This window comes from Pseudoxanthomonas sp. GM95 (assembly GCF_900109775.1).
Lineage (GTDB): Bacteria > Pseudomonadota > Gammaproteobacteria > Xanthomonadales > Xanthomonadaceae > Pseudoxanthomonas_A.
On the sequence record NZ_FOAX01000002.1, the window covers coordinates 920178 to 943188 of the forward strand.

The 23011-nt window shown below is 67.9% G+C and carries 23 protein-coding genes; 2 read left to right on the plus strand and 21 right to left on the minus strand.

Annotated features, from left to right (window positions below; translation table 11 throughout):
- Nucleotides 1-5: 5 nt before the first annotated feature.
- From BMZ17_RS12110 to BMZ17_RS12120, 3 genes are all read right to left on the minus strand, one after another.
- Nucleotides 6-995 (minus strand): GlxA family transcriptional regulator, encoded by a 990-nt coding sequence (locus BMZ17_RS12110; protein ID WP_175485571.1) that lies wholly within the window; start codon nt 993-995, stop codon nt 6-8.
- 7 nt (nt 996-1002) lie between these two features.
- Nucleotides 1003-1977, minus strand: coding sequence for a DMT family transporter (locus tag BMZ17_RS12115; RefSeq protein WP_093138821.1), 975 nt, complete (start codon nt 1975-1977; stop codon nt 1003-1005).
- A gap of 154 nt (nt 1978-2131) precedes the next feature.
- Entirely contained in the window at nt 2132-4207 is a 2076-nt protein-coding gene (locus BMZ17_RS12120; protein ID WP_093138822.1) for a TonB-dependent siderophore receptor, read from the minus strand.
- Between the two features lie 348 nt (nt 4208-4555).
- On the opposite strand from BMZ17_RS12120, the gene BMZ17_RS12125 reads away from it, so the two are divergent.
- Nucleotides 4556-5572, plus strand: coding sequence for a transporter (locus BMZ17_RS12125; RefSeq protein ID WP_093138823.1), 1017 nt, complete (start codon nt 4556-4558; stop codon nt 5570-5572).
- Between the two features lie 18 nt (nt 5573-5590).
- On the opposite strand, the gene BMZ17_RS12130 is transcribed toward BMZ17_RS12125, so the two are convergent.
- The 18 genes from BMZ17_RS12130 to BMZ17_RS12215 form a co-directional block, all read right to left on the minus strand.
- Complete coding sequence (locus tag BMZ17_RS12130) at nt 5591-5875, minus strand: hypothetical protein (protein ID WP_093138824.1); 285 nt, start codon at nt 5873-5875, stop codon at nt 5591-5593.
- Between the two features lie 76 nt (nt 5876-5951).
- Nucleotides 5952-8993 (minus strand): ligand-binding sensor domain-containing diguanylate cyclase, encoded by a 3042-nt coding sequence (locus tag BMZ17_RS12135; RefSeq protein ID WP_093138825.1) that lies wholly within the window; start codon nt 8991-8993, stop codon nt 5952-5954.
- A gap of 127 nt (nt 8994-9120) precedes the next feature.
- A complete protein-coding gene (locus BMZ17_RS12140; protein ID WP_093138826.1) occupies nt 9121-9612 on the minus strand; it encodes a M48 family metallopeptidase in 492 nt (163 codons plus the stop codon).
- Nucleotides 9613-9718: 106 nt separating this feature from the next.
- On the minus strand, nt 9719-10273 hold the full coding sequence (locus tag BMZ17_RS12145) for a peroxiredoxin (RefSeq protein WP_093138827.1): 555 nt from the start codon (nt 10271-10273) through the stop codon (nt 9719-9721).
- Between the two features lie 95 nt (nt 10274-10368).
- Nucleotides 10369-11172, minus strand: a complete 804-nt coding sequence (locus BMZ17_RS12150) for a carboxylesterase family protein (protein WP_093138828.1) — start codon at nt 11170-11172, stop codon at nt 10369-10371.
- Nucleotides 11173-11191: 19 nt separating this feature from the next.
- Nucleotides 11192-12550, minus strand: coding sequence for a magnesium transporter (gene mgtE / locus BMZ17_RS12155; protein ID WP_093138829.1), 1359 nt, complete (start codon nt 12548-12550; stop codon nt 11192-11194).
- Nucleotides 12551-12779: 229 nt separating this feature from the next.
- Nucleotides 12780-14498 carry a phosphoenolpyruvate--protein phosphotransferase gene (gene ptsP, locus BMZ17_RS12160; RefSeq protein WP_093138830.1) on the minus strand — a complete coding sequence of 573 codons (1719 nt, stop codon included), beginning with the start codon at nt 14496-14498 and terminating at the stop codon, nt 12780-12782.
- Nucleotides 14498-14767 carry an HPr family phosphocarrier protein gene (locus BMZ17_RS12165; protein ID WP_093138831.1) on the minus strand — a complete coding sequence of 90 codons (270 nt, stop codon included), beginning with the start codon at nt 14765-14767 and terminating at the stop codon, nt 14498-14500. Before BMZ17_RS12165 ends, ptsP begins: the two co-directional genes overlap by 1 nt.
- Nucleotides 14760-15152: a PTS sugar transporter subunit IIA gene (locus tag BMZ17_RS12170; protein WP_093138832.1), complete on the minus strand. Its 393-nt coding sequence runs from the start codon at nt 15150-15152 to the stop codon at nt 14760-14762. Before BMZ17_RS12170 ends, BMZ17_RS12165 begins: the two co-directional genes overlap by 8 nt.
- Before the next feature lie 133 nt (nt 15153-15285).
- Nucleotides 15286-16194, minus strand: coding sequence for an RNase adapter RapZ (rapZ, locus tag BMZ17_RS12175; protein ID WP_093138833.1), 909 nt, complete (start codon nt 16192-16194; stop codon nt 15286-15288).
- Nucleotides 16191-17141 carry an HPr(Ser) kinase/phosphatase gene (gene hprK, locus BMZ17_RS12180; RefSeq protein WP_093138834.1) on the minus strand — a complete coding sequence of 317 codons (951 nt, stop codon included), beginning with the start codon at nt 17139-17141 and terminating at the stop codon, nt 16191-16193. The genes rapZ and hprK overlap by 4 nt, the downstream gene beginning before the upstream one ends.
- Nucleotides 17142-17283: 142 nt before the next feature.
- Nucleotides 17284-17601: a ribosome hibernation-promoting factor, HPF/YfiA family gene (raiA, locus tag BMZ17_RS12185; RefSeq protein ID WP_093138835.1), complete on the minus strand. Its 318-nt coding sequence runs from the start codon at nt 17599-17601 to the stop codon at nt 17284-17286.
- 167 nt (nt 17602-17768) lie between these two features.
- Nucleotides 17769-19223, minus strand: a complete 1455-nt coding sequence (locus BMZ17_RS12190; RefSeq protein ID WP_093138836.1) for an RNA polymerase factor sigma-54 — start codon at nt 19221-19223, stop codon at nt 17769-17771.
- Between the two features lie 50 nt (nt 19224-19273).
- Nucleotides 19274-19993, minus strand: coding sequence for an LPS export ABC transporter ATP-binding protein (lptB, locus tag BMZ17_RS12195; RefSeq protein ID WP_093138837.1), 720 nt, complete (start codon nt 19991-19993; stop codon nt 19274-19276).
- Complete coding sequence (gene lptA / locus BMZ17_RS12200; RefSeq protein ID WP_093138838.1) at nt 19993-20553, minus strand: lipopolysaccharide transport periplasmic protein LptA; 561 nt, start codon at nt 20551-20553, stop codon at nt 19993-19995. Before lptA ends, lptB begins: the two co-directional genes overlap by 1 nt.
- Nucleotides 20531-21094 (minus strand): LPS export ABC transporter periplasmic protein LptC, encoded by a 564-nt coding sequence (lptC, locus tag BMZ17_RS12205; RefSeq protein ID WP_093138839.1) that lies wholly within the window; start codon nt 21092-21094, stop codon nt 20531-20533. The genes lptA and lptC overlap by 23 nt, the downstream gene beginning before the upstream one ends.
- Nucleotides 21091-21639: a KdsC family phosphatase gene (locus BMZ17_RS12210; protein WP_093138840.1), complete on the minus strand. Its 549-nt coding sequence runs from the start codon at nt 21637-21639 to the stop codon at nt 21091-21093. The genes lptC and BMZ17_RS12210 overlap by 4 nt, the downstream gene beginning before the upstream one ends.
- A 48-nt stretch (nt 21640-21687) precedes the next feature.
- A complete protein-coding gene (locus BMZ17_RS12215; RefSeq protein WP_093138841.1) occupies nt 21688-22695 on the minus strand; it encodes a KpsF/GutQ family sugar-phosphate isomerase in 1008 nt (335 codons plus the stop codon).
- A 53-nt stretch (nt 22696-22748) separates the two neighbouring features.
- On the opposite strand from BMZ17_RS12215, the gene BMZ17_RS12220 reads away from it, so the two are divergent.
- Complete coding sequence (locus tag BMZ17_RS12220) at nt 22749-22979, plus strand: BolA family protein (protein ID WP_093138842.1); 231 nt, start codon at nt 22749-22751, stop codon at nt 22977-22979.
- Nucleotides 22980-23011: the final 32 nt, after the last annotated feature.

Here is a 23011-nt window from a genome sequence, read left to right on the forward strand (position 1 = left end):
CCGGGTCAGGGCAGCGCGGCGGCGCGCAGCGCACGCGGGCGCTGGCCGAGTTCGCGCTGCACCAGCCGGGCCAGATGGGCGCGGCTGCTGAAGCCGCATTCCAGCGCGATCGCCTGCAGGTCCAGCGCCGAGTGCTGCAGCAGCCAGCGCGCCCGTTCCAGCCGCAGCGTCTGCCGGTATTGCGCCGGGGTCAGGCCGATGTCCTGGCGGAAGCGTCGCTCCAGCTGGCGCTGGCCGATGCCCAGCGAGGCGCAGGCCTCGCCGATGGCGACGGGCCGCTGCAGCTGCTGTTCCAGCAACAGCATCGCCTTGTGCACCAGCACGTCGCGGGCGTGGACCGAGACGACCGCCTCGGGCTGCAGCGCCTTGGACGGTAGCGGCTGTTCCTCGATCAGGATGCGTAGTGCCTTGACGGCCAATGCGCGGCCCAGCGCCTGCTCGATCATGTGCGCGGCCAGGTGCACGACGCTGGTGCCGCCGGCGCAGGTCAGGCGGTCGCGATCAACCACGAACATCTGGCTGGAGACCACGGGCTGCTCGGGGAACGCGGCTTGGAATTCATCGCGATGGAACCAGCTGACGCAGGCCAGATGGCCGCGCAGCAGGCCCAGCCGCGCCAGCACGAACGAGCCGGTGCACAGCCCGACCAGCTTCACCTGCCGCGCCGCGGCGTCCTTGAGAAAGCGGCTGGCCTGCGCGGACAGCCGCTGGCCGCCATGCAGCACGCCGCCAACCACCACCACGTAGTCGTAGCGCTCGGCGGAGGCGAAGTCGCTGCGCGTGCCGACCCGGATGCCGCAACTGGAAGTGATCGCCTCGCCACCGCTGGCGGCCATCACGTCCCACTGGCACTGGAGCTGGCGGCTGCGGTCGCCTTCGTCGGCGGCCAGGCGCAGTGCATCGATGAATCCGGCGAAGGCGGTCAGGGTGAAGTTTGGCATCAGCACGATGCCAACCCGCAGCTTCACCGAGTGGTGTGAGGACGTGGCGCGCATCGCGCCATCATGGGCGCGCCGGCTGCGGCTGACCATCGGCGTCGATCCCAACCGGCACGGCCGGATGGCGATGCACCCAGACCGAGGCCAGCACGGCGCTGCCGATCAGCAGCATTGCCGTGGACTCGGTGCCGGTCGGCCCGCGCCATTCCCAGAGGAAGGCGTAGAGCAGGGCAAACAGGGTTTCGAACAGGATCATCGAGCCGACCAGGGTCAGCGGTAGCAGGCGGCTGGCGCGGTTCCAGAACGCGTTGCCCAGGACCGAGGACAGCAGCGCGATGCCGCATGACACCGCGGCGAACAGCAGCCACGCCGGCGCCTCGTGCGTGCCGGCTTGCTGGCCGAAAAACGCCGGCACCACCAGCAGCAATGACAGCGTGCCGGTGACCACGCCGGTCAGCAGGTTCCAGTCGTGTTCGGACACCTGCGGCAGGCGGGCGAGCCAGCGGCTGTTGATCAGCGCATACAGCGTCCAGCTGCCCAGCGCGCCCAGCGCACAGGCAAAGCCCAGGGCGGACGACGGCCGGCCGTGGCGGGCGCTGGCCAGCGTGTCCCAACCCACGCAAGCGATGCCGGCGATGCCCAGCAGCAGTGGCCAGGTTAGCTTGCGCAGTGGCAGTGCACCGGCGTCACGGCTGCCGCACACCGTGATCACCACGGGCAGGAAGCCGATCACCAGCGAGGTCATCGCGATGCCGCCCCGCTGCACCGCGCTGGCCAGCAGCACGTAGTAGACGATGTTGCCGGTCAGTCCCAGCACCAGCAGCGCCCGCCATTCGCGCGCGCCCAGGACCGCGCGCAGGCGTGGCCAGCGCGGCGCCAGCAGCACGGCTGCGATCACGCCGAAGGCGACATAGCGGCCGGCGGCCAGTTGCAGCGGCGTGAACGCGCCGGCCAGTTCCGGAGTCAGGAACACCAGGCCCCACAGCGCGCCAGCGGCGATGCCGGCCGAGATCCCCGGCCATAGACGATTGCGATCCACGACGACAGCTCCAGCCTTCAGGCCTGCGGGTGATGGGGAAGATTGTCACCCTGCGCAAGTTTGAGGAGCGCATCGATTACGTCATGAAACGACGTTTTTGCGACATGGTGCCTTTGCCCGATTCAAGCGCATCAGGCCAGCGACAACGCCGCGCTCAGAACGCCAGCTTGAAGCGCGCTTCCAGCCGGCGCGGCTCGCCGATCATCACACGCGAGGTGCCATCGGCGAATGGGTAGTAATCGCGATCGAACACATTGCGCAGACCCACATCCAGCGACGCATCGTGCGCGCCCCAGGCCCAGCGCGTGCCGGCGGAGAGATCAGCGACGACGTACGAAGGCAGGGTGAAGCTGTTGTCCTCATCGCCCTGGCGCTTGCCGGCATAACGCACGCCCGCGCCGAACTGCCAGCGCAGCGGACCGGTCTGCCACGTGGGCTTGGCGAACAGCGACAGCGAGGCCTGGTGGCGGGCGACGTTGGGCAGGGTGTTGCCGACGGTATCGCCCAAGTCGTCGGTGATCTCCGCATCGGTGTAGGCGTAGGCGCCGACCACGCGCAGTGCGTCGGTGAGCTGGCCGGCGACATCCAGCTCGACGCCGCGCGCGCGGGCCTCGCCGATGGCGCGCGCGGTGTCGTCATCTAGGCTGATCACGATGTTGCGCTTGGTGGTCTGGTACAGCGCGGCGGTCGCGGTGAGGCGATTGCCCAGGTCGAGCTTGGCGCCGAGTTCGTGGACCACGCCTTCTTCCGGATCGAACGCGCCCTGGGTCGGGTCGCTGGCCAGGTTGGGCGTGAACGAGGTCGCGTAGTTGGCATACAGCGAGACAGTGCCGCTGAGCTTGTAGACCACGCCCAGGCGCGGCAGCACCTTGTGATCGTCCAGGTCCTGGGTGATCGCGTAGTCGGTGCCCACGCCTTCCCGTTGCTTGTACTGCTGGTAGCGCGCGGCGCCCGAGACGATCCAGTGTTCGCCCAGCGAGATCGCGTCCTGCACGAACAGCGAGGTACTGGTCAGCGCGGCATTGGCGTTGACCGTTTCCGGATCGATCGCCGTCGGCGCCGGCACGGCGCCGTAGACCGGATTCCATACATCGAAGCCGTTGACCCGCACGCGCGCGAGTTCGCCATCGGTGTGGTTGCGGGTGCTTTCGTGATCGATGCCGAGCAGCAGCTCGTGGCGCAGCCAGCCCTGGCCCAGGTGGCCGAGTGCATCGGCGACCACGTACTGGCTGCGATCGTCCACGCCGCGGCGGCCGTCGAAGCGCCGGCGCAGCAGGCCGGTGTCGGCGTTGTAGCCATCGGCGCGCACGCGCACGTCGTCGTACTGGTTGCGGCTGAAGGCATAGGTGGCGCGCAGCGTCCACGCATCGGACAGGCGATGGCGCACGCGCAGGTTGGCGTAGTCGGTCTGCCCTTCCATCTTCGAGTAGCGCTCGGTCAGCGGGCGTTCGCGCGGGATGGCCAGCGGCTTGCCATCGACGAAGATCGTGCCGTCGTCGAACGGCGTGTCGTAGCGGCCGTGCTCCAGCGCCAGCATCACCTCGGTATCGGCATTGCGCCAGGCCAGCGACGGCGCCAGCAGCGAACGCCGCTGGGTGCCGAACGCACGCCAGTAATCCGTGTCGTCGTACGAGGCGATGGTGCGATAGGAAAAGCCCGACTCGCCGATTGAGCCGGTATGGTCGATCACGCCGCCGCCACCACCCACATCGCTGGTGTCCAATTGCAAGCTGGTCTGGCGCCGGGCCAGCGGTTGCTTGCTGATCACGTTGATCACGCCGCCGGGTTCCTGGATGCCGTACAGCGTGGAGGCCGGGCCCTTGAGCACTTCGACCTGCTCGGTGGTGGCGCTGAAGTTGCGGTTCTGCATCGAACGCACGCCATCACGCAGGATCGAGCCGGTCGAGCTGTCGCCGAAGCCGCGCCGGATGAAGGCGTCCTGCGTGCCCGCGCGACTGGGTGCCAGCATGAGGCCGCTGACGTTGCTCACCGCATCGTCGAGCGTGCGCACGCGCTGGTCGTCCAGCATCGCCGCGGTCACGGTCTGGATCGACTGCGACACATCCAGCACCGCGGCATCGGTGCGCGTGGCCGTGCTGGCGCGTGGGGCGCTATAGGACGGCGCGCTGCCCAGCACCTGGATGCCGTCCAGGTCCTGCGTGGAGGGCGCGACCTGCGCGAAGAGTGGGGCAGGCACGAGGGCGAACAGGCAGAACGTGGCGCGACGCATGGGCTTCCTTCCGGGCAGTCGCTCCCCGTCAGCGGCCACGCAGCAGCGCGGCACTCTCCATGCACGACATCGTTGAATTGAACGGACTTCAGCGCACACCGGTGGGGGTCGGAGCGGCGCGCGGGCACCTTAGCAAACGAGAATCATTTTTAATACCGAAAATGGCGCGCCCGGCACGCCTTGCCACATGACAAGCGCGTCACACGCGAGTCCCCGACGCCGCAGTGCGCGCTCATCGTGATGCGCATCAACTCGTGGCGGCGGACATCGCAACGCCGCTGACGTCCCTGCAAGGGCGTCACGGGATTGGGCTACCCTTCGCGCTGCACGCCCGCCTTGAATCTGCCCATGCAGCACGTCGATACCAGCTACGGTTCCAACGAGGATGGCCTGATCTGGGGCTATCGCCTGTCCCCGGACGCGCCGGCCGAGCCGATCACCACCGAGGCGGTGCGCGACTTCCTCGCTTCAGGCGATGCAAGCCGGCGGCAGGACTTCATCTGGCTGCATTTCTCGCTGGCCAACCAGGGCTCCAAGCGTTATCTGCGCGAGGTGCTGGACCTGCCCGATGCCTTCCACGATTCGCTGGCCAGTGCCGTCGGCTCCACCCGCGTGGAGCTGGACGATGGCGCGCTGGTGGCGGTGATCCATGACGTGCTGTTCGATTCCACTTTCGATGCGTCCGAGGTCGGCACCACCAGCCTGTGCATCGCCCCGCGCCTGGTGGTGAGCGCGCGCCTGCGGCCACTGCGCTCGGTCGACCGCCTGCGCGCGGCGGTGCGCAGCGGCCAGACCTTCCGTTCGCCGGTGGAACTGCTGGCGCACCTGCTGCGCGACCAGGCCAACGTGCTGGGCGACATCCTGCGCAAGTCCACGGTGCGCGTGGACCAGATCGAGGACCGGCTGCTGGCCAACCAGGTGCCGACCGACCGCAAGGAGCTGGGCGCGCTGCGCCGCTCGCTGGTGCGCCTGCAGCGCCTGCTGGCGCCGGAACCGACCGCGCTGTTCCGCCTGCTCAACCGGCCGCCGGCATGGATCAGCCGCGATGACGTGCTGGACCTGCAGCAGGCGGCCGAAGAGTTCTCCGCGGCGATCGGCGATTCCTCGGCGCTGGTCGAACGGGTCAAGCTGATCCAGGAAGAACTCGCCGCGCTGATCAACGAGAACACCAGCCGCACCCTGTTCGTGCTGACCGTGGTCACGGTGCTGGCGCTGCCGGTCAACCTGATCGCTGGCCTGTTCGGCATGAATGTCGGCGGCGTGCCGCTGACCCAGAGCGCGCACGGCTTTGCCATCGTGGTGACCGCGCTGGTGATCCTGACCGCGCTGCTGGCCTATGTGTCCTTCCGCAGGCGCGGCGACTGAACATCGTCGCGTCGCGTTTCAGGCATCGCCGGGTGGGCTGTCGTCCGGATCGGGAAAGGTTCGGCGCAGGCCATGCGCGGCCAGGACCGGATCGAGCAGCCGCGCCAGCGCCATCGGTTCGCTGCAGGGAATCGTGATCGCCGGTCCGTGCGCATCGTGCATCACGATCACCGTGGCCGGCCGCTGACTGGGTCGCCAGGGCGGCGCCGAAAGCTCGGCGATGGCGTTCTCCAGCCAGGACAACAGTTCTTCACCCGTTACTGCCTTGCGCGCCGCACGCGCACGAATCACCACCACCGCCACGTCCAGATTCCCCGATCTCCCCTTGCTGGGATCGATTACGAAGGCAGGGGCGATCCGGATGCAGCCTGGCGCCTGATCAGGCGGTGGCGCTATCCGGCGAGGGCGCGTCCACGCCGTAGTGGCGCACGCGGTTGCGGCCTTCGTGCTTGGCCTGGTACAGCGCCAGGTCGGCGTGGCGGAGCAGGCGCAGCGCGTCCTCGGGGGCGGTCAGCGCGGTGTGGGCGATGCCGGCACTGATGGTGACGCGCATGGTCTGGGTTTCGCCCGGCACCGGGATCTCGCAGGTGGCCACCGCCGCGCGGATGCATTCGGCCAGCGCGCTGGCGGCGTCCGGATCGGTATCGGTGAGCAGGCAGGCGAATTCCTCGCCGCCATAGCGGGCCACCAGCACGTCCGGCCCGGCGCAGTCGCGCAGGGCGTGCGCGACGCAGCGCAGCGCTTCGTCGCCGGCGAGGTGGCCGAAGCGATCGTTGTACTGCTTGAAGTGATCGACATCGAGCAGGATCAGCGTGGTCGCCGCGGCAGGCTGTTCCAGCGCCTCCAGCAGGCGGCGACGGTTGGCCAGGCCGGTCAGCGCATCCTGGTAGGACAGGTCGATCAGGCGCGCGTTGGCGATATTGAGTTCGGCCGTGCGCGCGGCGATGTGCTGCTCCAGCGCATTGCGCTGTGCGCGCAACTGGCGGGTACGTAGCAGGATCACCCCATAGCCGAGCAGCAGCAGCGCGATCGCGCCGGCGATGCGCACCCACAGCTGCTGCCACCACTGCGGATGCAGCACCATCGCGATCTCGATCGGCGTGCTGGCGTTGTCGGCGTGGTCGCGGCCTTCGATGCGCAGCGTGTAGCGGCCCGGCGGCAGGCTGTTGAAGGTGCGGAAGTTCTGGTCGGTCCAGTCGCTGGGCGCCGGGTCGTAGCCGACCAGCTGGGTGCGGAAGCGCGAATCGGCCTCGCGATACCAGGACAGCAGCGCGTAGTCGATGCGGATCTCCTTGGCGCCGGCCGGCACATCGAGCGTTGCGCCTTCGACCGGGTGACCGTCGATCTGCAGGCCGGTCAGGCGCAGCGGCTTGGGCTGGGTGTCGTGCAGTTCGCGCTGCGGGTCGTACACGGCCAGGCCGCCGAGCGTGCCGGTCCAGAAGCGGTCGTGCGCATCGACCATGTGCACGTAGTTGCACTCCTGGTGGACCATGCCATCGCGCCGGGTGAAGATGCGGCTCTCGAAGCCCTGCGCGGTTGGCGTCAGCAGCTGCACGCCGTTATTGGTGCACAGGTAGATGCGCCCGGCGCTGTCGGGCGAGACGTTGTACACGCTGGGGTCCGGCGGCGTGGGCAGCGCCTGGGTGAGCATGCGGGGATGCTGCGGATCGGTGACATCCACGCGGGTGACGCCCGCACTGCTGGTGCCCACCCACAGGATCTGGCGGTGCTGCGCGTCATCGATCTGGGTCAGGCCGATCGCGTTGGTTTCCGGCAGGCCCAGGGTCTTGGCCAGCGGCTCCCACTGGGTGCCGTCGAAGCGCGACAGCCCCTGGTTGGTCGCCGCCCACAGCCACGAGCGGCCGCTGCGGTCGATCACCTCGCGCACGCGCATCGCGCGCCAAGGCGCGTTGGCATCGGGCGGCGGGAATTTGGTCCAGACCCCGTCGCGCAGGCGATACATGCCGGTCTCGCGCGTGGCGAACCACTGTTCGCGATGGCCTTCGTAGGTGCGCACCAGCGTGTCGTAAAGCATCTCGCCGGTGGTCTGTTTCCACGGCGTGGGGATGGAATAGAACCGCGTGTCGTCCGGTCGACGTCGCAGGAGCGCGCCGCCGCGCAGGCTCACCCAATAGGTCTTGCGGCCGTCGGCATCGGGCGTGGCGATGACCGAGCCGATGTTGGCGTTGATCGGCACGCCTTCGCTCTCGGTGAAGCGGTGCCAGTCTCCGTTCTCATAGAGGGCCAGGCCTTCGCCGGCCGAGCTGACCCACAGCCGCTCGCTGCCATGGCCGTCGGGTTCGACCAGGAAGCCGAACACGCCCAGCGAATCGATGCCCAGCAGCGAGGCGATCGACCACGGGCTGGCGCCCAGCGCGGTGCGCGAGACGCCGGTGTCGGTCGCCATCCACAGCACGTCCAGGCCATCGGGGCTGCGCCAGGCGCTCACATCGCGGATCACGTCCGAGCGCATGCCGTGGCGACGGTTGAACACCTGCATCGTGTCGCCGGCAAAGCGCAGCAGCCCGGAGCGGCTGGCCACCCATATCGCGCGGTTGCCGTCGGGCAGGGCCGTGCTGGCGATGCTGTAGGTCACGTTGCTGGGGAAGTCGCCCTGCTGCTGGCTCCAGTGACGCATGCTGTCAGCGCGCATCCGCCACAGGCCGCCGGTGTAGGTGGAGATCCACAGCTCCTCGCGGCCGTCGCGCAGCACCGGCAGCATGTCCTCGACCTGGGCCGCGTCGAGCTGGTGGCCTTCCCAGCGATGCCAGTCGCGTTGCCCGGCATCGCGATACCACAGGCCGCGCGCATTGGTGCCCAGCCATTGCCGGCCGGGCGCGCCGAGCTGCTGGGTCTGGGTCATCGAACGCAGCGGATCGGCCGGCAGGGAGGCGTTGCCGGCATCCAGCTGCCAGCGTCCGTCCACCAGGCGCATCAGACCCAGGTCCCAGGTCAGCGCCCACAGCGTGGAGGCACCCTTGGCATCGACGGTTTCGGCGAAACGACGGATCTGGTTGGAAGGCAGTCCACTTTCCACGCTCTCGGCGTGCCAGTGCTTTCCGTCATAGCGAGCCAGGCCGGTATTGCGGAACGCCGCCCACAGCGTGCCTTGGTGGTCGAGGAACACATCGGTGGCCGAATGGTTCATCGCCGGATCGCTGCTCAGCACCCAGCGATGCGCGTCGTAGCGATACACGCCGGCCGGCGTCGCGCCCCAGACGAAGCCCTCGCGATCCACGCAGGTGGCCATCATCCCGGCATCGGGCAAACCATCGCGCGTGGTGAAGTTGGTGAAGGCCGGCGCCCCCAGGTTCATCAGGTCCAGCGGTTTGACGGGCGCAGGCGCACTCGCTGGCGCCTGCGCATCGGCAGGCACGGCAAGGCAGAGCAGCATCCATAACAGCGCGCCGATTCGCGACATAGTCCCCACTTCCCTCTGTGGTGGAGTATGCAATAACCCTTTGGCCCTGCGGGTGCCGCCGTTTGGCGTCATCCGCCCAGCGTTGCCGACAGTGCGGCCGATCAGCGGAACACGCCCGCAGGCCGCCTCAGCGCTGCTCCAGCGCGGTCAGGTACAGACGCAGGTCGAATTCCAGCTGGTGGTAGTCGCCCGTCATGTGCGTGCACAGCTGGTAGAAGGCCTTGTTGTGGTCGCCTTCCTTCAGGTGGGCCAGCTCGTGGACCACGATCATCTTGAGGAAGTCGGCCGGCGCTTCGCGGAACACCGTGGCGATGCGGATCTCGCGGCTGGCCTTGAGCTTGGCGCCCTGCACGCGCGAGACCGTGGTGTGCGTGCCCAGCGCGTGCTTGAGCACCTGCAGCTTGCTGTCGTAGATCACCTTGTGCAGCGGCTGGGCCGAGCGCAGGTAGCGCTCCTTCAGTGCCTGGGTGTACTCGTAGAGTTGGCGGTCTGTGCGCACCACGTGCGCCTCGCCATAGCGCTTGGCGATCACCTCACCGAGCTTGCCCGCGTCCAGCAGCGTGCGGACCTGCGCCTGGATGTGCTCGGGATAGCCGGCGATGTATTTCAGCGTGGACATGCGCACAGCTTAGCGGGCGAAGGACGATACGACCGCCACTTGCAGGTCTGGATCGCGGGCATAAAAAAAGCGCCGACCCTGCGGGCGGCGCTTGCTTGCGGGGCGATCAGCTGCCCTTGTGTTCCAGCGCCTTCACCGCGTCCAGGGTTTCCTGCACGTGCTGCTTCGGGTTGAGGTCCGAATACGCATGGGCGACGGTGCCGCCAGCGGTGATCACGTACGAGGTGCGGTTGGACCAGCCCGGCTTCATCGGCAGGACCGCGTCGTATTCCTTGGCGATCTTGGCGCCGGTGTCGGCCGCGACCGGGAACTTACCGCCGCAGGTCTCGGTGTTCTTGGAGAACTCGGCCAGCTGGTCGGTGTTGCCGGCGGTCACGCCGATCACGGTCGCGCCGTGGGCCTTGAAGTCTTCCACGGCCTCGGAGAACAGGTGCGCCTCCAGGTTGCAGCCACCGGTATTGGCCGCCGGGAAGAAGTACACCACCACCGGGCCCTTCTTCAGGGCGCCGGCCAGGTCGAAGGTGAAAGGCTTGCCGGCCAGGTAGGCCGGGGCGCTGAACTCAGGCGCCTTGCTGCCGTTCTTCAGCGCGGCCGATGCGGTGGAAGCGATGGCCAGCGAGCCGAGCAGGCCCAGGGCGGCGATCTTGAACACGGATTTCATGCGGTGACTCCTGACGGGATGGCGACTCTTATACGCCTGTCGGTGTGTGCTGCGTAGCGCGGGCGCGGCTGGCCGCGTTGGCGCAGGGCGCGGCATCAGTGGCGACGCTGCGCAAACAGCCAGGCCCACAGCGCCGGGTCGGCGTAGGTGGCGTCCCAGATGTTGTGGTCGGCGTCGGGATATTCGGTGTAGCGCACCGGATGGCCGGCTGCAGCGAACGCCTGCACCAAGCGGCGGTCGTCTTCGACGGGCACCCGGTCGTCGCGTGCGCCATGGAACATCCATACCGGCATGTCTGCCAGGCGCGCAGCGATGGCCGCGTACGGATCGGCGGTGCCGTCGACCTGGGTGATGCGCAGGCTGGGGCGCTTGCGGCGCGGCGGATGCACCGCGCCGCAGACCGGAACCAGCGCGGCGAAACGTGCCGGCGCCATCAGGGCAACTTCCCAGGTGCCATAGCCGCCCATCGACATGCCAGTGGCGTACACGCGCGCTGGATCGGCCGCGAATTCATCCAGCGTCGCGGCCAGTGCCGCCAGCGCGACGCGCGCGTTTGTGCCGGTCCACTCCTCTACGCCCGGCACCTGCGGCAGCACGACCAGCGCAGGGAAGTCGTGCGCCTGCTGTTGCAGATACGCCCCCAGCCCGGCGTCGAGTTGTCCGCGGTTATCGGTTCCGCGCTCGCCCGAACCATGCAGGAACAGCACCAGCGCCGGTGCATCTTCTAACGCCGTCGGGCAGGGCACGAACACCCGGTAGCGATGCGCCACGCCGTCGAGCTGCACGCTGCGCTCGACGAAACATGCCGGCACCGGGCCCAGCGGTGCGGTGTGTTCGGCCTGGCGCGGGTGACGCAATCGGGAGACACGTCGTTGCAGCTTCTCGAGCAAGCGCCGCATGTCCTCCCTCCTCAATCTGTCAGAGCAGCACCAGCGTGGCCAGGCCCAAGAAGCTCATGAAGCCCATCACGTCGGTAAGCGTGGTGAGGATGACACTGCCGGCCAGCGCCGGATCGAAGCCCATGCGCTTGAGCACCAGCGGCACGGCCACGCCGCCAGCGGCGGCGGTGAGCAGGTTCAAGGTGAGCGCGGTGCCGATCACCAGCGACAGGCCGGGCTGGCGGAACCACACCAGCACGATCAGGCCCAGCAGCAGGCCCAGGCCCAGGCCGTTGATCAGGGCGACGCCCAGTTCCTTGCGCAGCAGGACGTAGACGTTGGAGCCTGCGATCTGGCCCAGCGCCAGGCCGCGCACCATCAGCGCGAGCACCTGGGTGCCGGCGTTGCCGCCCATGCCGGCCACGATGGGCATCAGCGCCGCCAGTGCGACCAGCTTCTCGATGGTGCCTTCGAACTGCTGGACCACGCTGGAGGCGATGAAGGCCGTGCCCAGGTTGATGCCCAGCCACAGCATGCGGCGGCGGAACGCGCGCCGGATCGGCGAGAACAGGTCTTCCTCTTCGTCCAGGCCGGCCGCGCTCAAGGCCTGGTGCTCGGCCTGATCGCGGATGATGTCGACCACGTCGTCGATGGTGATGCGACCGAGCAGGATGTTGTTGTCGTCCACCACCGGCGCCGAGACCCAGTCATGGTCGGAGAACTTGCGCGCCACTTCCGGCGAACCTTCCTCCACGTCGATGGCGGGTTGCTCGTCGTCGATCAGGCGATTGATCGGCGTCGACGGTTCATGCGTCACCAGCGCGGCCAGCGGCACGCGGCCCAGGTACTGGTGCTTCTTGCTGACCACGAACAGATGGTCGGTGTGGTCGGGCAGTTCGCCGCGCAGGCGCAGGTAGCGCAGCACCACGTCGATGTTGACGTCGGCACGCACGGTGACCACGTCCGGGTTCATCAGGCGGCCGGCCGAATCCTCCGGATAGGACAGCACCTGCTCCAGGCGCTCGCGGTTCTCGCGGTCCATCGACTTGAGGACTTCGTCGATGACCGTATCGGGCAGGTCTTCGACCAGGTCCGCGAGGTCATCGATGTCCAGGTCTTCGACTGCCGCGATGATTTCATCGGGGTCCATCTCGGCCAGCAGGCTTTCGCGCACTTCCTCGCCGACGTGGACCAGCACTTCACCGTCGTCTTCGGGATCGACCAGGCCCCACACCACCTCGCGCTTGCCCGGCGGTAGCGATTCGAGCAGGTTGCCGATCTCGGCCGGGGAGAGCGTGTTGACCAGGCGTCGCACCGGACCCAGGCGACCACTGTCCAGCGCGTCGGACAGCAAACGCAGCTGTCGCGCGGTCTTGTCGTGGCGAACGGCTTCTGCCATGCGCGTGGCCCCCTGTGCGGTCGACGGAAGCACCGCGTCGCCGGGAGACGATGCGCTGCAGATCAGGTGTTCATCCCGCCATTATCCCCCCCGCTGCCGGGAAAGGACACCCTTGGAGGTCAGGCGCGATGCGGTGATGCGCTCGCCACGACCGCGGCGATCACGTGCGTGATGCGCCTGAAGGCGATGGCATCGCGCCTCGCGCCAGTCCAACGGATATGCGATTGCGTCAGTCGGCGGCCTTGGCCAGCCAGCGTTCGATGCCGGTGCGGTCGCGGGCCTTGAGCAGCTTGCCGGCCTGGTCCATCAGCGCGCTGCGATCGTGGCCGCGGATCGCGCGGCGCAGTTCCAGCAGATGCGAGGGATGCAGGCTGAAGTGTTCCAGCCCCAGCGCAAGCAGGATCGGCGCCATCGCCGCATCGCCGGCGATCTCGCCGCAGACGGTGACCTGCTTGCCGTGTGCGCGGCCGGCGCTGAGCACCATCTCCAGCAGGCGCAGCAGGGCAGGGCGCAGCGGCGAATAGAGTTCGCCCAGCGCCTCGTTGTTGCGGTCGGCCGCCAGCAGGTACTGGACCAGATCGTTGGTGCCAACCGAAAGGAAGTCCACCAGGTCGATGAAATGCTCGACGCAGATCGCCGCCGACGGCACCTCGATCATCGCGCCCAGCGGGATCTCCGCCGCGACTTCATGGCCTTGCTTGCGCAGCTGCGCGGTGAGCCGCTTGAGGCGCTTGCGCACCTGCACCAGTTCCTCGCGCACGGCGACCATCGGCACCAGCACGCGCACCGGGCCGTAGCCGGACGCGCGCAGGATCGCGCGCAGCTGGGTGTCGAAGACGTCGCCGTGGGCCAGCGACAGGCGCACGCCGCGCAGGCCGAGCGCTGGGTTCTCTTCGCCACGCAGGGCCAGGCCGGTGCGGTCGGCCTTGTCCGCACCCAGGTCCAAGGTGCGGATGGTGACCGGACGACCGCTCATGCCCAGCACCACGTCGCGATAGGTGCGGAACTGTTCCTCCTCGTCCGGCAGCTCCTTGCGCTGCAGGAACAGGAACTCGGTGCGATACAGGCCGATGCCGGCCGCGCCCAGCGCATGCGCCTGGGCCACGTCCTCGCGCGACTCGGCGTTGGCGTGCAGAGCGATGTCGATGCCGTCGCGGGTGCGCGTAGGCTTGCTGCGCAGGCGACCGAGTTCGCGCTGCTCGCGCGCGGCGTCCTTCAGCCGCTGGCGATAGGCGCGCAGGTCGGCGGCCGACGGGTCCACGACCACTTCGCCGGTCTCGCCATCGACGATCAGCGCGTCGCCATCATTGATCTTGGTCAGTGCCTGGGCCGCACCGACCACCAGCGGCATGTGCAGGCTGCGCGCGAGGATCGCGCTGTGCGAGAGGGTGCTGCCGGTAGAGGTGATCACGGCCACCACGCCCTGCGCCTGCAGCTGGGCCAGCTCCGACGGCGCCACGGTATCGCTGACCAGGATTTCGCCGGCCAGGCCTTCGGCATCGGTCGAACGGCTGTGCAGATGCGCGTGGATGCGGCCGATCACATGGTCCAGGTCGTCCATGCGGCTTTTCAGATAGGCGTCATCCATGTCCTGGAACACGGCCGCGAGGCGATCGCGCTGCAGGCGCAGGGCGTAGTCGGCGCCATAGCGGCCCTTGCGGATCAGGTCATCCAGGCCGTGCAGCAGCTCCGGGTCGTCCAGCAGCAGCGCGTGCAGGTCCAGGAATTCGCCGACCTCTCGCGCCAGCGCGCCATGCAGGCGCGCGCGCAGGTCGTGCATTTCTGTTCGGGCCGCGGCCACGGCCGCGTGCAGCCGGGTCAGTTCGTCTTCGACCTCGCTGGCGCGGATGCGCTGCTCGGCCACTTCCAGGGCGTGCGGCTGGCGAACCCGCGCACGTCCCAGGGCACTGCCACGCGAAGCCCCATGGCCCGGCAGCAGTTTGCGCATCAGCCTTCCTCGTCGAAGCGCCGTTCGAACAGCGCCTCGATAGCGTCCATGCAGGCGGTCTCGTCATCGCCGTCGGTACGCACGGTCACGGCCGTGCCCTGGCCGGCGGCGAGCAGCATCACGCCCATGATGCTCTTGGCGTTGACCTGGCGGCCTTTGGCCGAGAGCGTCACGTGGCTGCGGAAGGGCGCGACCGCCTGCACCAGCTTGGCGGTCGCGCGGGCGTGCAGGCCCAGTTTGTTGGTCACGATGAGGTCGCGTTCAAGCATCGTCGAGGATGGCTCCGTTTCGTGTGCCGGCCGCCGCAGTGGCCGGGAGTTCGTCCAGTCCCTGTTCCGGATAGTTCATCACGCGCAGCAGCATCGGCAGGCTTAACGCCGACACGCGGCGCACCGGCGTCCCCAGGCGGGCGACTTTGCCCGCCAGGTTGCTGGGCGAGGCGCCATACAGATCGGTCAACACAAGCACGCCGTTGCCGCCGTCCACACGCCGCAGCGCAGCAGAGGCCTGCGGTAACAGTGCTTCCAGATCGGCGTCGAAGGGGACTTCGAACGCCTCGGTCTTGAGCGGGAGGTTGCGCAGCAGGCCATTGGCTACCGCCAGGAGCGATGAGCCGATGCCGGGATGGGTGATGAGCAGAACGCCGCAGGTCATGGTGCAACGTTAACAGGTCGATGCTGCATGCATCGACCTGTACGCGCGGGTTTCTTCGTCCCGTGCGGCGTTGTTGCATGCCCCGCGGAAGAACGTGCCGGTGATTACGTCCTGCGGACGAGCGGGTTCCGCTTCAGTCGAGCTCGCGGTGGAAGGTGGCGACCTGTTCCCAGCCCTGGGTGCGGGCGTGTTCGGCCATGCGCTCGGTCAGGTAGACCGAGCGGTGCTTGCCGCCGGTGCAGCCGAAGGCCACGGTGACGTAGCTACGGGTTTCGCCGCGCAGGCGTGGCAGCCAGGTGTCGAGGAAGCCGCTGACCTGTTCGACGTAGCGCTGCACGTCCTCGTGCGCGTCCAGGTAGTCGCGCACCGGGCCATCGCGGCCGGTGAGCGGGCGCAGCTCGGGCTGCCAGTGTGGATTGGGCAGCACACGCGCATCGAACACGAAGTCCGCATCGCCCGGCACGCCGCGCCGATACGCGAAGGATTCGAACAGCAGCGACGGAGCATCGCCGCTGTCGAAGGCGAATTCGCCGACCACGCGACGGCGCAGCTGGTGCACGTTGAGCTGGCCGGTATCGATGAGCACATCGGCTTCCAGCCGCAGCGGCTGGGTCAGTTCGCGCTCGCGGGCGATGGCTTCGGGCAGCGACAGCCCGCCGTGGCTCAACGGATGGCGGCGGCGGGTGTCGGAATAGCGGCGCAGCAGCACGCTGTCTTCGGAATCGAAGAACACCAGCTTGGCTTCGAAGCCCAGGCGCGCCACCGCCGCGCGCCACTGCGCCAGTTGCGACAGGTCGCTGTGGCGGGCGCGCACATCGATGCCGATGGCCACTTTCTGCGGCAGCACGTCCTCGCGCATCAGGCTGCGGATGAAGTCCGGCAGCAGCTGGATCGGCAGGTTGTCGACGCAGTAGTAGTCCAGGTCTTCCAGCGTCTTCAGCGCCACCGACTTGCCCGAGCCGGACAGGCCACTGACGATCAGCACAAAAGGTGCTGGCGCAGGCTTGCTGTCGACTGGCGTGTCCTCCGGGCCGCTGGTCATGGCGTGCTGCGCTCGAGCAGGTTGCTGTGGCGGGCGATGAACATCGCCGCCGGATCGATGCCCTTGGTGCGCAGGATGTGCAGGCGCGTCGCGGCCTCGGTGAGCACGGCGAGGTTGCGGCCTGGCATCACCGGCAGCGTGATCAGCGGCACGTCCAGATCCAGCACGTGGCGGCTGCCCGAATCACCGGTCAGGCGCTCGTAACCGTGGTTGGTGGGCTCGGTCATCGGCCGGGTGAGGTGCACGATCAGGCGCAGGTACTTGTTCTTCTTGACTGCGGTGTCGCCGAACATGTCGCGCACATTCAGCACGCCCAGGCCGCGCACTTCCAGCAGGTCCTGCAACAGCTCCGGGCAGGTGCCGTCGAGCACGTCCGGCGCGATCTGGGTGAACTCGGGCGCGTCGTCGGCGACCAGGCGATGGCCGCGGGTCAGCAGCTCCAGCGCCAGCTCGCTCTTGCCCGAGCCGGCCTCGCCGGTGATCAGCACGCCGATCGAATAGATCTCCATGAAGACGCCGTGCAGCGTCACCCGCGGCGCCAGCGTGCGCGCCAGGTGGTAGGAGAGGAAGTTGAGCAGTTCATGGCCGCGTCGTGGCGAGAGCCACAGCGGGGTTTCCGATTCATCCGCGGCCGCGCGCAGGTCTTCCGGGCACGACTGGTTCTTGCTGATCACCAGCGCCAGTGGCCGATCGGCCACCATCTTCTCGATGGTTTCCCAGCGCCGGCGTGAGTCCAGGCCATCCAGCCAGGCCAGCTCCTCGGTGCCAAGGATCTGCACCTTGTTGGGATAGATCGCGTTGAGGTAGCCGGCCAGCGACGGGCGTCGCTTGACCTTGCCCGCCGTGTCGATCTGGCGGCTGCCACCGGTGCGCCCGGCCAGCCAACGCAGGCTGAGCTTGTCCTTCATCTGGTCGAACAGCTCGCTGGCGGAGATGCTGGAGTTCATGGGGTCACGGCAGGGCGGAAGCAGGCCTGATGATACGACGCGCCGATGGCGCGTCGAACCGTCCCACTGGTTGATGCCAGGCGTACCAACGAAAACGGCGACCTTGCGGTCGCCGTTCTTCGATCACATCGCGATGTGCGACTCAGTCGGCGTTTTCGCCGCGCGGGCCGCGCTGGCGGTCGATCTGCTTGCGCTTGTGCTTGAGCACCAGGCGGTCGAGCTTGTCGGCCAGCATGTCGATGGCGGCGTACATGGTCTCGGCGCCGGCATCGGCGTGCAGCGTGCGGCCGGACATGTTGATCGTGGCTTCGGCCACGTAATCGGGCTTGGAGAACCCCAGTTGCGTGCGGCATTCGAGCGGCTGGTCGAAATGTCGTTCAAGGCGCTTGAGTTTCGTCTCGACATAGTCACGAAGTGCGGGTGTCACTTCCATCGACTGGCCGTAGGTCTCGATTCGCATCGCATTGTCTCCTGCAGTGGTTGTTGCGTCGGTTGTTTGGGACAAACCGGAGTGGTCTGGGGTTCCTCGCTGGCTCCTCTTGGGCTGGGTGGATGTTCAGGTGTACGACCGGTCGTCCGGTTTCAAACTGGCAGGCGGCGACTGAACCGCCTGCCAACTCGAGGGCATCACGCCATGCGTACGCGTTCGTGCGACGACAGGATGTCCATGGCTTCACGATACTTCGCCACCGTGCGTCGCGCCACTGGCACGCCTGACGATTTCAACAGGTCGGCCAGCTTGGCATCGGAGAGCGGTTTTCGCGGGTTTTCGGCGTCGATCAGCTTGCGAATCATCGACTGGATCGCAGTACTGGAGGCCTCGCCGCCGCCTTCGGTGCTGACGCCCGAAGCGAAGAACGCGCGCAGCGGCAAAGTGCCGCGCGGGGTGCGCACGTACTTGCGGGCGATGGCGCGCGAGACGGTGGATTCATGCAGGCCGACTTCGCCGGCCACTTCGCGCAATGTGAGCGGACGCAGGGCCTGTTCACCGAACTCCAGGAAGCCGGCCTGCTGGTGGATCAGACAGCGGGTGACCTTGAGCAGGGTGTCGCCGCGGGCCTCCAGGCTCTTGAGCAGCCAGCGCGCTTCCTGCAGGTGGCCGCGCAGGTAGCCAGCGTCGGATTCATTGCACTGGCGGATCATGGATTCATAGCCGCGATGGATCGTGACCTTGGGCAGGTGCTGGCTGGCCAGCGCCGCGCGCCACACGCCTTTCTGGCGCCAGACCACGCAATCGGGCACGACGTAGGTGTCCTGGGTCAGCTCGCCGATCTGCACGCCGGGCTTGGGGTCCAGCGAGCGCAGCAGGGCCACGGCTTCCTCGATGTCTTCCTGCGGGCGGCGCAGTTCGCTGGCCAGGCCGACCACGCCGCTGCGCGGCAGTTTTTCCAGCAGCGGACCATCGGCGATGATCAGGGCCAGGCTGCGGCCGGCGGTGTCCGGCGAGAGCACGTCCAGCTGCAGGCGCAGGCATTCGCTCAGCGAGCGCGCACCGACCCCGACCGGGTCGAAGCGCTGCAGCTGGCGCAGCACGGTATGGATTTCATCCTCGCCAGCGGTGACTTCCGGCAGCAGGGTCTCGGCAATGTCGGAGAACGGCGTGCGCAGGTAGCCATCGTCCTCGATCGCATCGATCACCGCTGCGCCGATGCGACGGTCGCGGGCGGACAGGTGCGAGAGGTGCAGCTGCCAGAGCAGGTGGTCCTGCAGGGTGTCCGACTCGGCCACGCGCTCGGCGGCGCTGCCCATGTTGTCGTCATCGTCGAACGAGCCGCCGGACGAAGACGTGCCGGTCGACTCGGACCAGGGGCTTTCCTCGGGCTGCCAGTCGTCGCTGTCAGCCTGGCGTTCGGGCTGTTCTTCGGCCTGGGCACGTTCGGCCGGCGGCTCGTCGCCGCCATTGGCGGCAGGGGCGTCGGGCAGGCTGTTTTCGGCCCAGTCGAGCAGCGGGTTGGTCTCGACGGCCTCGGTGATCTCCGCTTCCAGCTCGGCGGTGGACATCTGCAGCAGGCGGATTGCCTGGCGCAACTGGGGTGTCATCACCAGTTGCTGGCCCATCGATGTCTGGAGGCGTGGTTTCATCCGGAGGACCTGTGAAGCGGCTGATGCGGCAGCGTCCGCCGCACCACGCGTCACAACCGGAAGGTATCTCCCAGGTACACGCGGCGCACGTCGGCGTTGTCCAGCAGCGCCTCTGGTGCCCCCTGCGCCAGCACGCTGCCTTCGGCGAGGATATACGCCCGGTCGCAGATTCCCAAGGTTTCCCGGACATTGTGGTCGGTGATCAGCACCCCGATGCCGCGTTCCTTGAGGTGGGTGATGATCCGCTGGATCTCGCCGACCGAGATCGGGTCGACGCCGGCGAAGGGCTCGTCCAGCAGCATCAGGCGCGGTTTGGCGGCCAGGGCGCGGGCGATTTCCACGCGCCGGCGCTCGCCGCCGGACAGGCTGGCGCCCAGCTGCTCGGAGACGTGGGTGATCTGCAACTCGTCCAGCAGCGAGGCCAGCTCCTTCTCGGCGCCAGCGCTGTCCAGGTCCTCGCGCAGCTCCAGCACCAGGCGGATGTTGTCGGCCACGGTGAGCTTGCGGAACACCGACGGCTCCTGCGGCAGGTAGCCCACGCCCAGCTTCGCCCGGCGGTACATCGGCTCGCTGGTGATGTCCTGGCCGTCCAGCACGATGCTGCCGGCATCGGTCGAGACCAGGCCGACGATCATGTAGAAGCAGGTGGTCTTGCCGGCGCCGTTGGGACCGAGCAGGCCGACGATCTCGCCCGGCTCAAGGGTCAGGCCGAATTCGGCGACGACGTTGCGTTGCTTGTAGCTTTTCTTCAGACCCTGCGCCGAGAGCATTACTTGGCTCCCGGCTTGGCGGGCTGGGCAGGCGTGGGCGAACCGACGGTCGCGCCCGGTGCCTTGGTCTTGGGCTGGATCACGGTATGCACGCGGGTGCCGTCGCCACCGCTCTGCATGTTGCCGGTCTTGGTGTTGTAGACCATCTTCTGGCCGGCATTGGAGCCCTTGGGTGAGGTCACCTTGTAGTTGCCGGTCAAGGTGACGACGTCATTGAGCACGTCGTAATCGATCCGGTCGGCGACCGCGTCGATCGGCGTGCCGTCGTCGTTGATCTGCTTCATGTGGGCCTGCTTGCCGGTGAAGACGGCGCGCGAAATCTGCCCGTCCTTGCTGTAGATCTCGCCCTGGTCGGCCTCGATCTCCAGCGTGCCCTGTTTGATCTCGACGCCACCCCACATCTTGGTGGTGGCGTTGTCGCCGAAGTTGCCGTCCTGCGCACCGGAGGTGATGTCCATCGGCTGATTGCGGTCGGAAGACTTGGCCCAGGCGCCCGTGGCCGTCAGCACGCCGGCGACCAGGAGCGCCAGGACTGCGTTACTGCGCGGATTTGGGGACATAGCGGGAGCTCACCTTGGACTTGAATTTGTATTGTTGGGTCTGCGAGTTGATTTCAAAACCCGTGCCTTGCTGGCTCATGCCGGGGCGGGTCAGGACAACCTGCTGATCGGTACTGGCAAGATTCTGGTCTGGAAAGATATCCAGCCGGCTGGTCTTGAAGGTCGATGGCACGCCCACACCCGGTGGACTGTTGCCTACGACATCGTCGCGCAGTTCGGCTTTCTCGCCCTTGGCAGCGACCCAGGCGGTCTTGCTACGGACTTCCATATGCGCCCCGCTCTTGTCCGGGACGAGGAACAGCGGTGTGGTCACGGTGTAGGTTTGGTCAGCTGCCGTGCGGTGCATTTCCGGCGCGCGCAGGGTGACCGATTCCTTGCCTTCCTTGTCGAGGGCGACCATCTCGAAGTCATGCATGATGTAGTCGGACTGCGCGGCATTGGCCGCATTGGCCGAGGGCTTCTTGCGGTTGTTCCAGGCCGACCAGCCGAACAGCAGGGTCGCCACCAGCAGGGCCAGCACCAGCCCGCTGCGCCAGTTCATGCGGCACCTTCCTGCAGCAGCTTGCCGACGAAGCCCTGCGCGGCCAGCACGAGGTCGCAGGCTTCGCGCGCCGCGCCCTGGCCACCGCTGGCCTGGGTGCGCCAGTGCGCAGCCGGGGCCACCCAGGCATGCACGTTGGCCGGCACCACGGCCAGGCCGACCTGGCGCAGCGTGGTGAGGTCGGCCAGGTCATCGCCCATGAACAGCACTTCATCCAGGCCCAGCCCGCGCTCGGCACACAGCGCGCTGATGTGCGACAGCTTGTCCTTGATGCCCTGGTGCACGCCGATGCCCAGCTCGCGGGCGCGGTGTTCGACCACCTGGCCGCTGCGGGCGGTGACCAGCGCCACCTCGATGCCATTGCGGCGCAGCAGCACCAGCCCCAGTCCGTCCTGTACGTGGAAGGTCTTGCCTTCGCGGCCGTCGGCATCCAGGAACAGGCCGCCGTCGGTCAGGGTGCCATCGACGTCGAAGCAGGCCAGCCGCACGCGCGCGGCGCGCTGCAGCAGGTCATCGGTGACGTCGTGGAGGTGGGAATGGGGCATCGGGTCAGGCGGTCCGGAAAGGGAAGGTGAAGCGGAAAACAATGGCTCTTACACCACGCGCGCGCGCAACAGGTCGTGAACATTGAGCGCCCCGGTCACCCGGCCATCCGCATCGACCACGATCAGGCCGCTGCCGATGTTGCGGGTTTCCAGCAGGCGCGCGGCCTCGGTGGCCAGCGCCTGGGCGCCGATGGTGACCGGGTTGTGGGTCATGACCGAGGCGATCGCGGTGGTGTGGATGTCCAGGCCAGCCGTATCCAAGGCGCGGCGCAGGTCGCCGTCGGTGAAGATGCCCAGCAGGGTGCGATCGGCATCGACCACGGCGGTCATGCCCAGGCGCTTGCGGCTCATCTCCACCAGGGCCTGGGCCAGGGTCGCGTCGGCGGCCACGGCCGGGACCTCGTCGCCGGTGTGCATCACATCGCTGATGTGCAGCAGCAGCTGGCGGCCCAGGCTGCCGGCCGGGTGCGAGCGGGCGAAGTCCTCGGAGGTGAAGCCGCGCGCTTCCAGCAGGGCCACGGCCAAGGCATCGCCCATGGCGAGGGTGGCGGTGGTGCTGCTGGTCGGGGCCAGGTGCAGCGGACAGGCTTCGGCCGGGACACTGACATCCAGGTGCACGTCGGCGGACTTGGCCAGGGTGCTGGCCGGCTTGCCGGTCATGGCGATCACCGTGTTGCCCTGGCGCTTGAGCAGCGGCAGCAGCATCAGGATCTCGTCCGATTCGCCTGAGTATGAGATCGCCAGGACGATGTCGGTGTCGGTGATCATGCCGAAATCGCCGTGCCCGGCTTCACCCGGATGGACGAAGAACGCCGGCGTGCCTGTCGAGGCCAGCGTGGCGGCGATCTTGCGCGCGATGTGCCCGGACTTGCCCATGCCCATGGCCACCACGCGGCCCGCGCCGGCCAGGATCGCCTGGCAGGCGGCCGAGAACGGGCCATCGATGCGCGCGGCCAGCGCGGTCAGCGCATCGGCCTCGATCTGCACGGCGCGCCGACCGCTGGCGGCCAGGGCGGCATCGTCTGCAGGAACGCTGTGCTGCGCGGTGGAAGGCATCGGGTCAGGTGTCGTGGGGCTAGAATGGCCGGCCATTTTAGGAGGAAAGGCCGTTGGACGCCGAAACCATCCGTGAACTCATCGAGAAAGGCCTTCCCGGCGCCCAGGCGCAGGTGCAGGGCGACGATGGCGTGCATTTCGAGGCCACGGTCGTGTCCGATGCCTTCAAGGGCAAGCTGCCGCTGGCCCGCCATCGCCTGGTCTACGCCACCCTGGGCGACCTGATGGGCGGTGCCATCCACGCCCTGCAGCTCAAGACCATCACCCCCGACGAAGCCGGCTAAGCCGCCTCGTCCCTTCGGGAAACCCCAAGCTC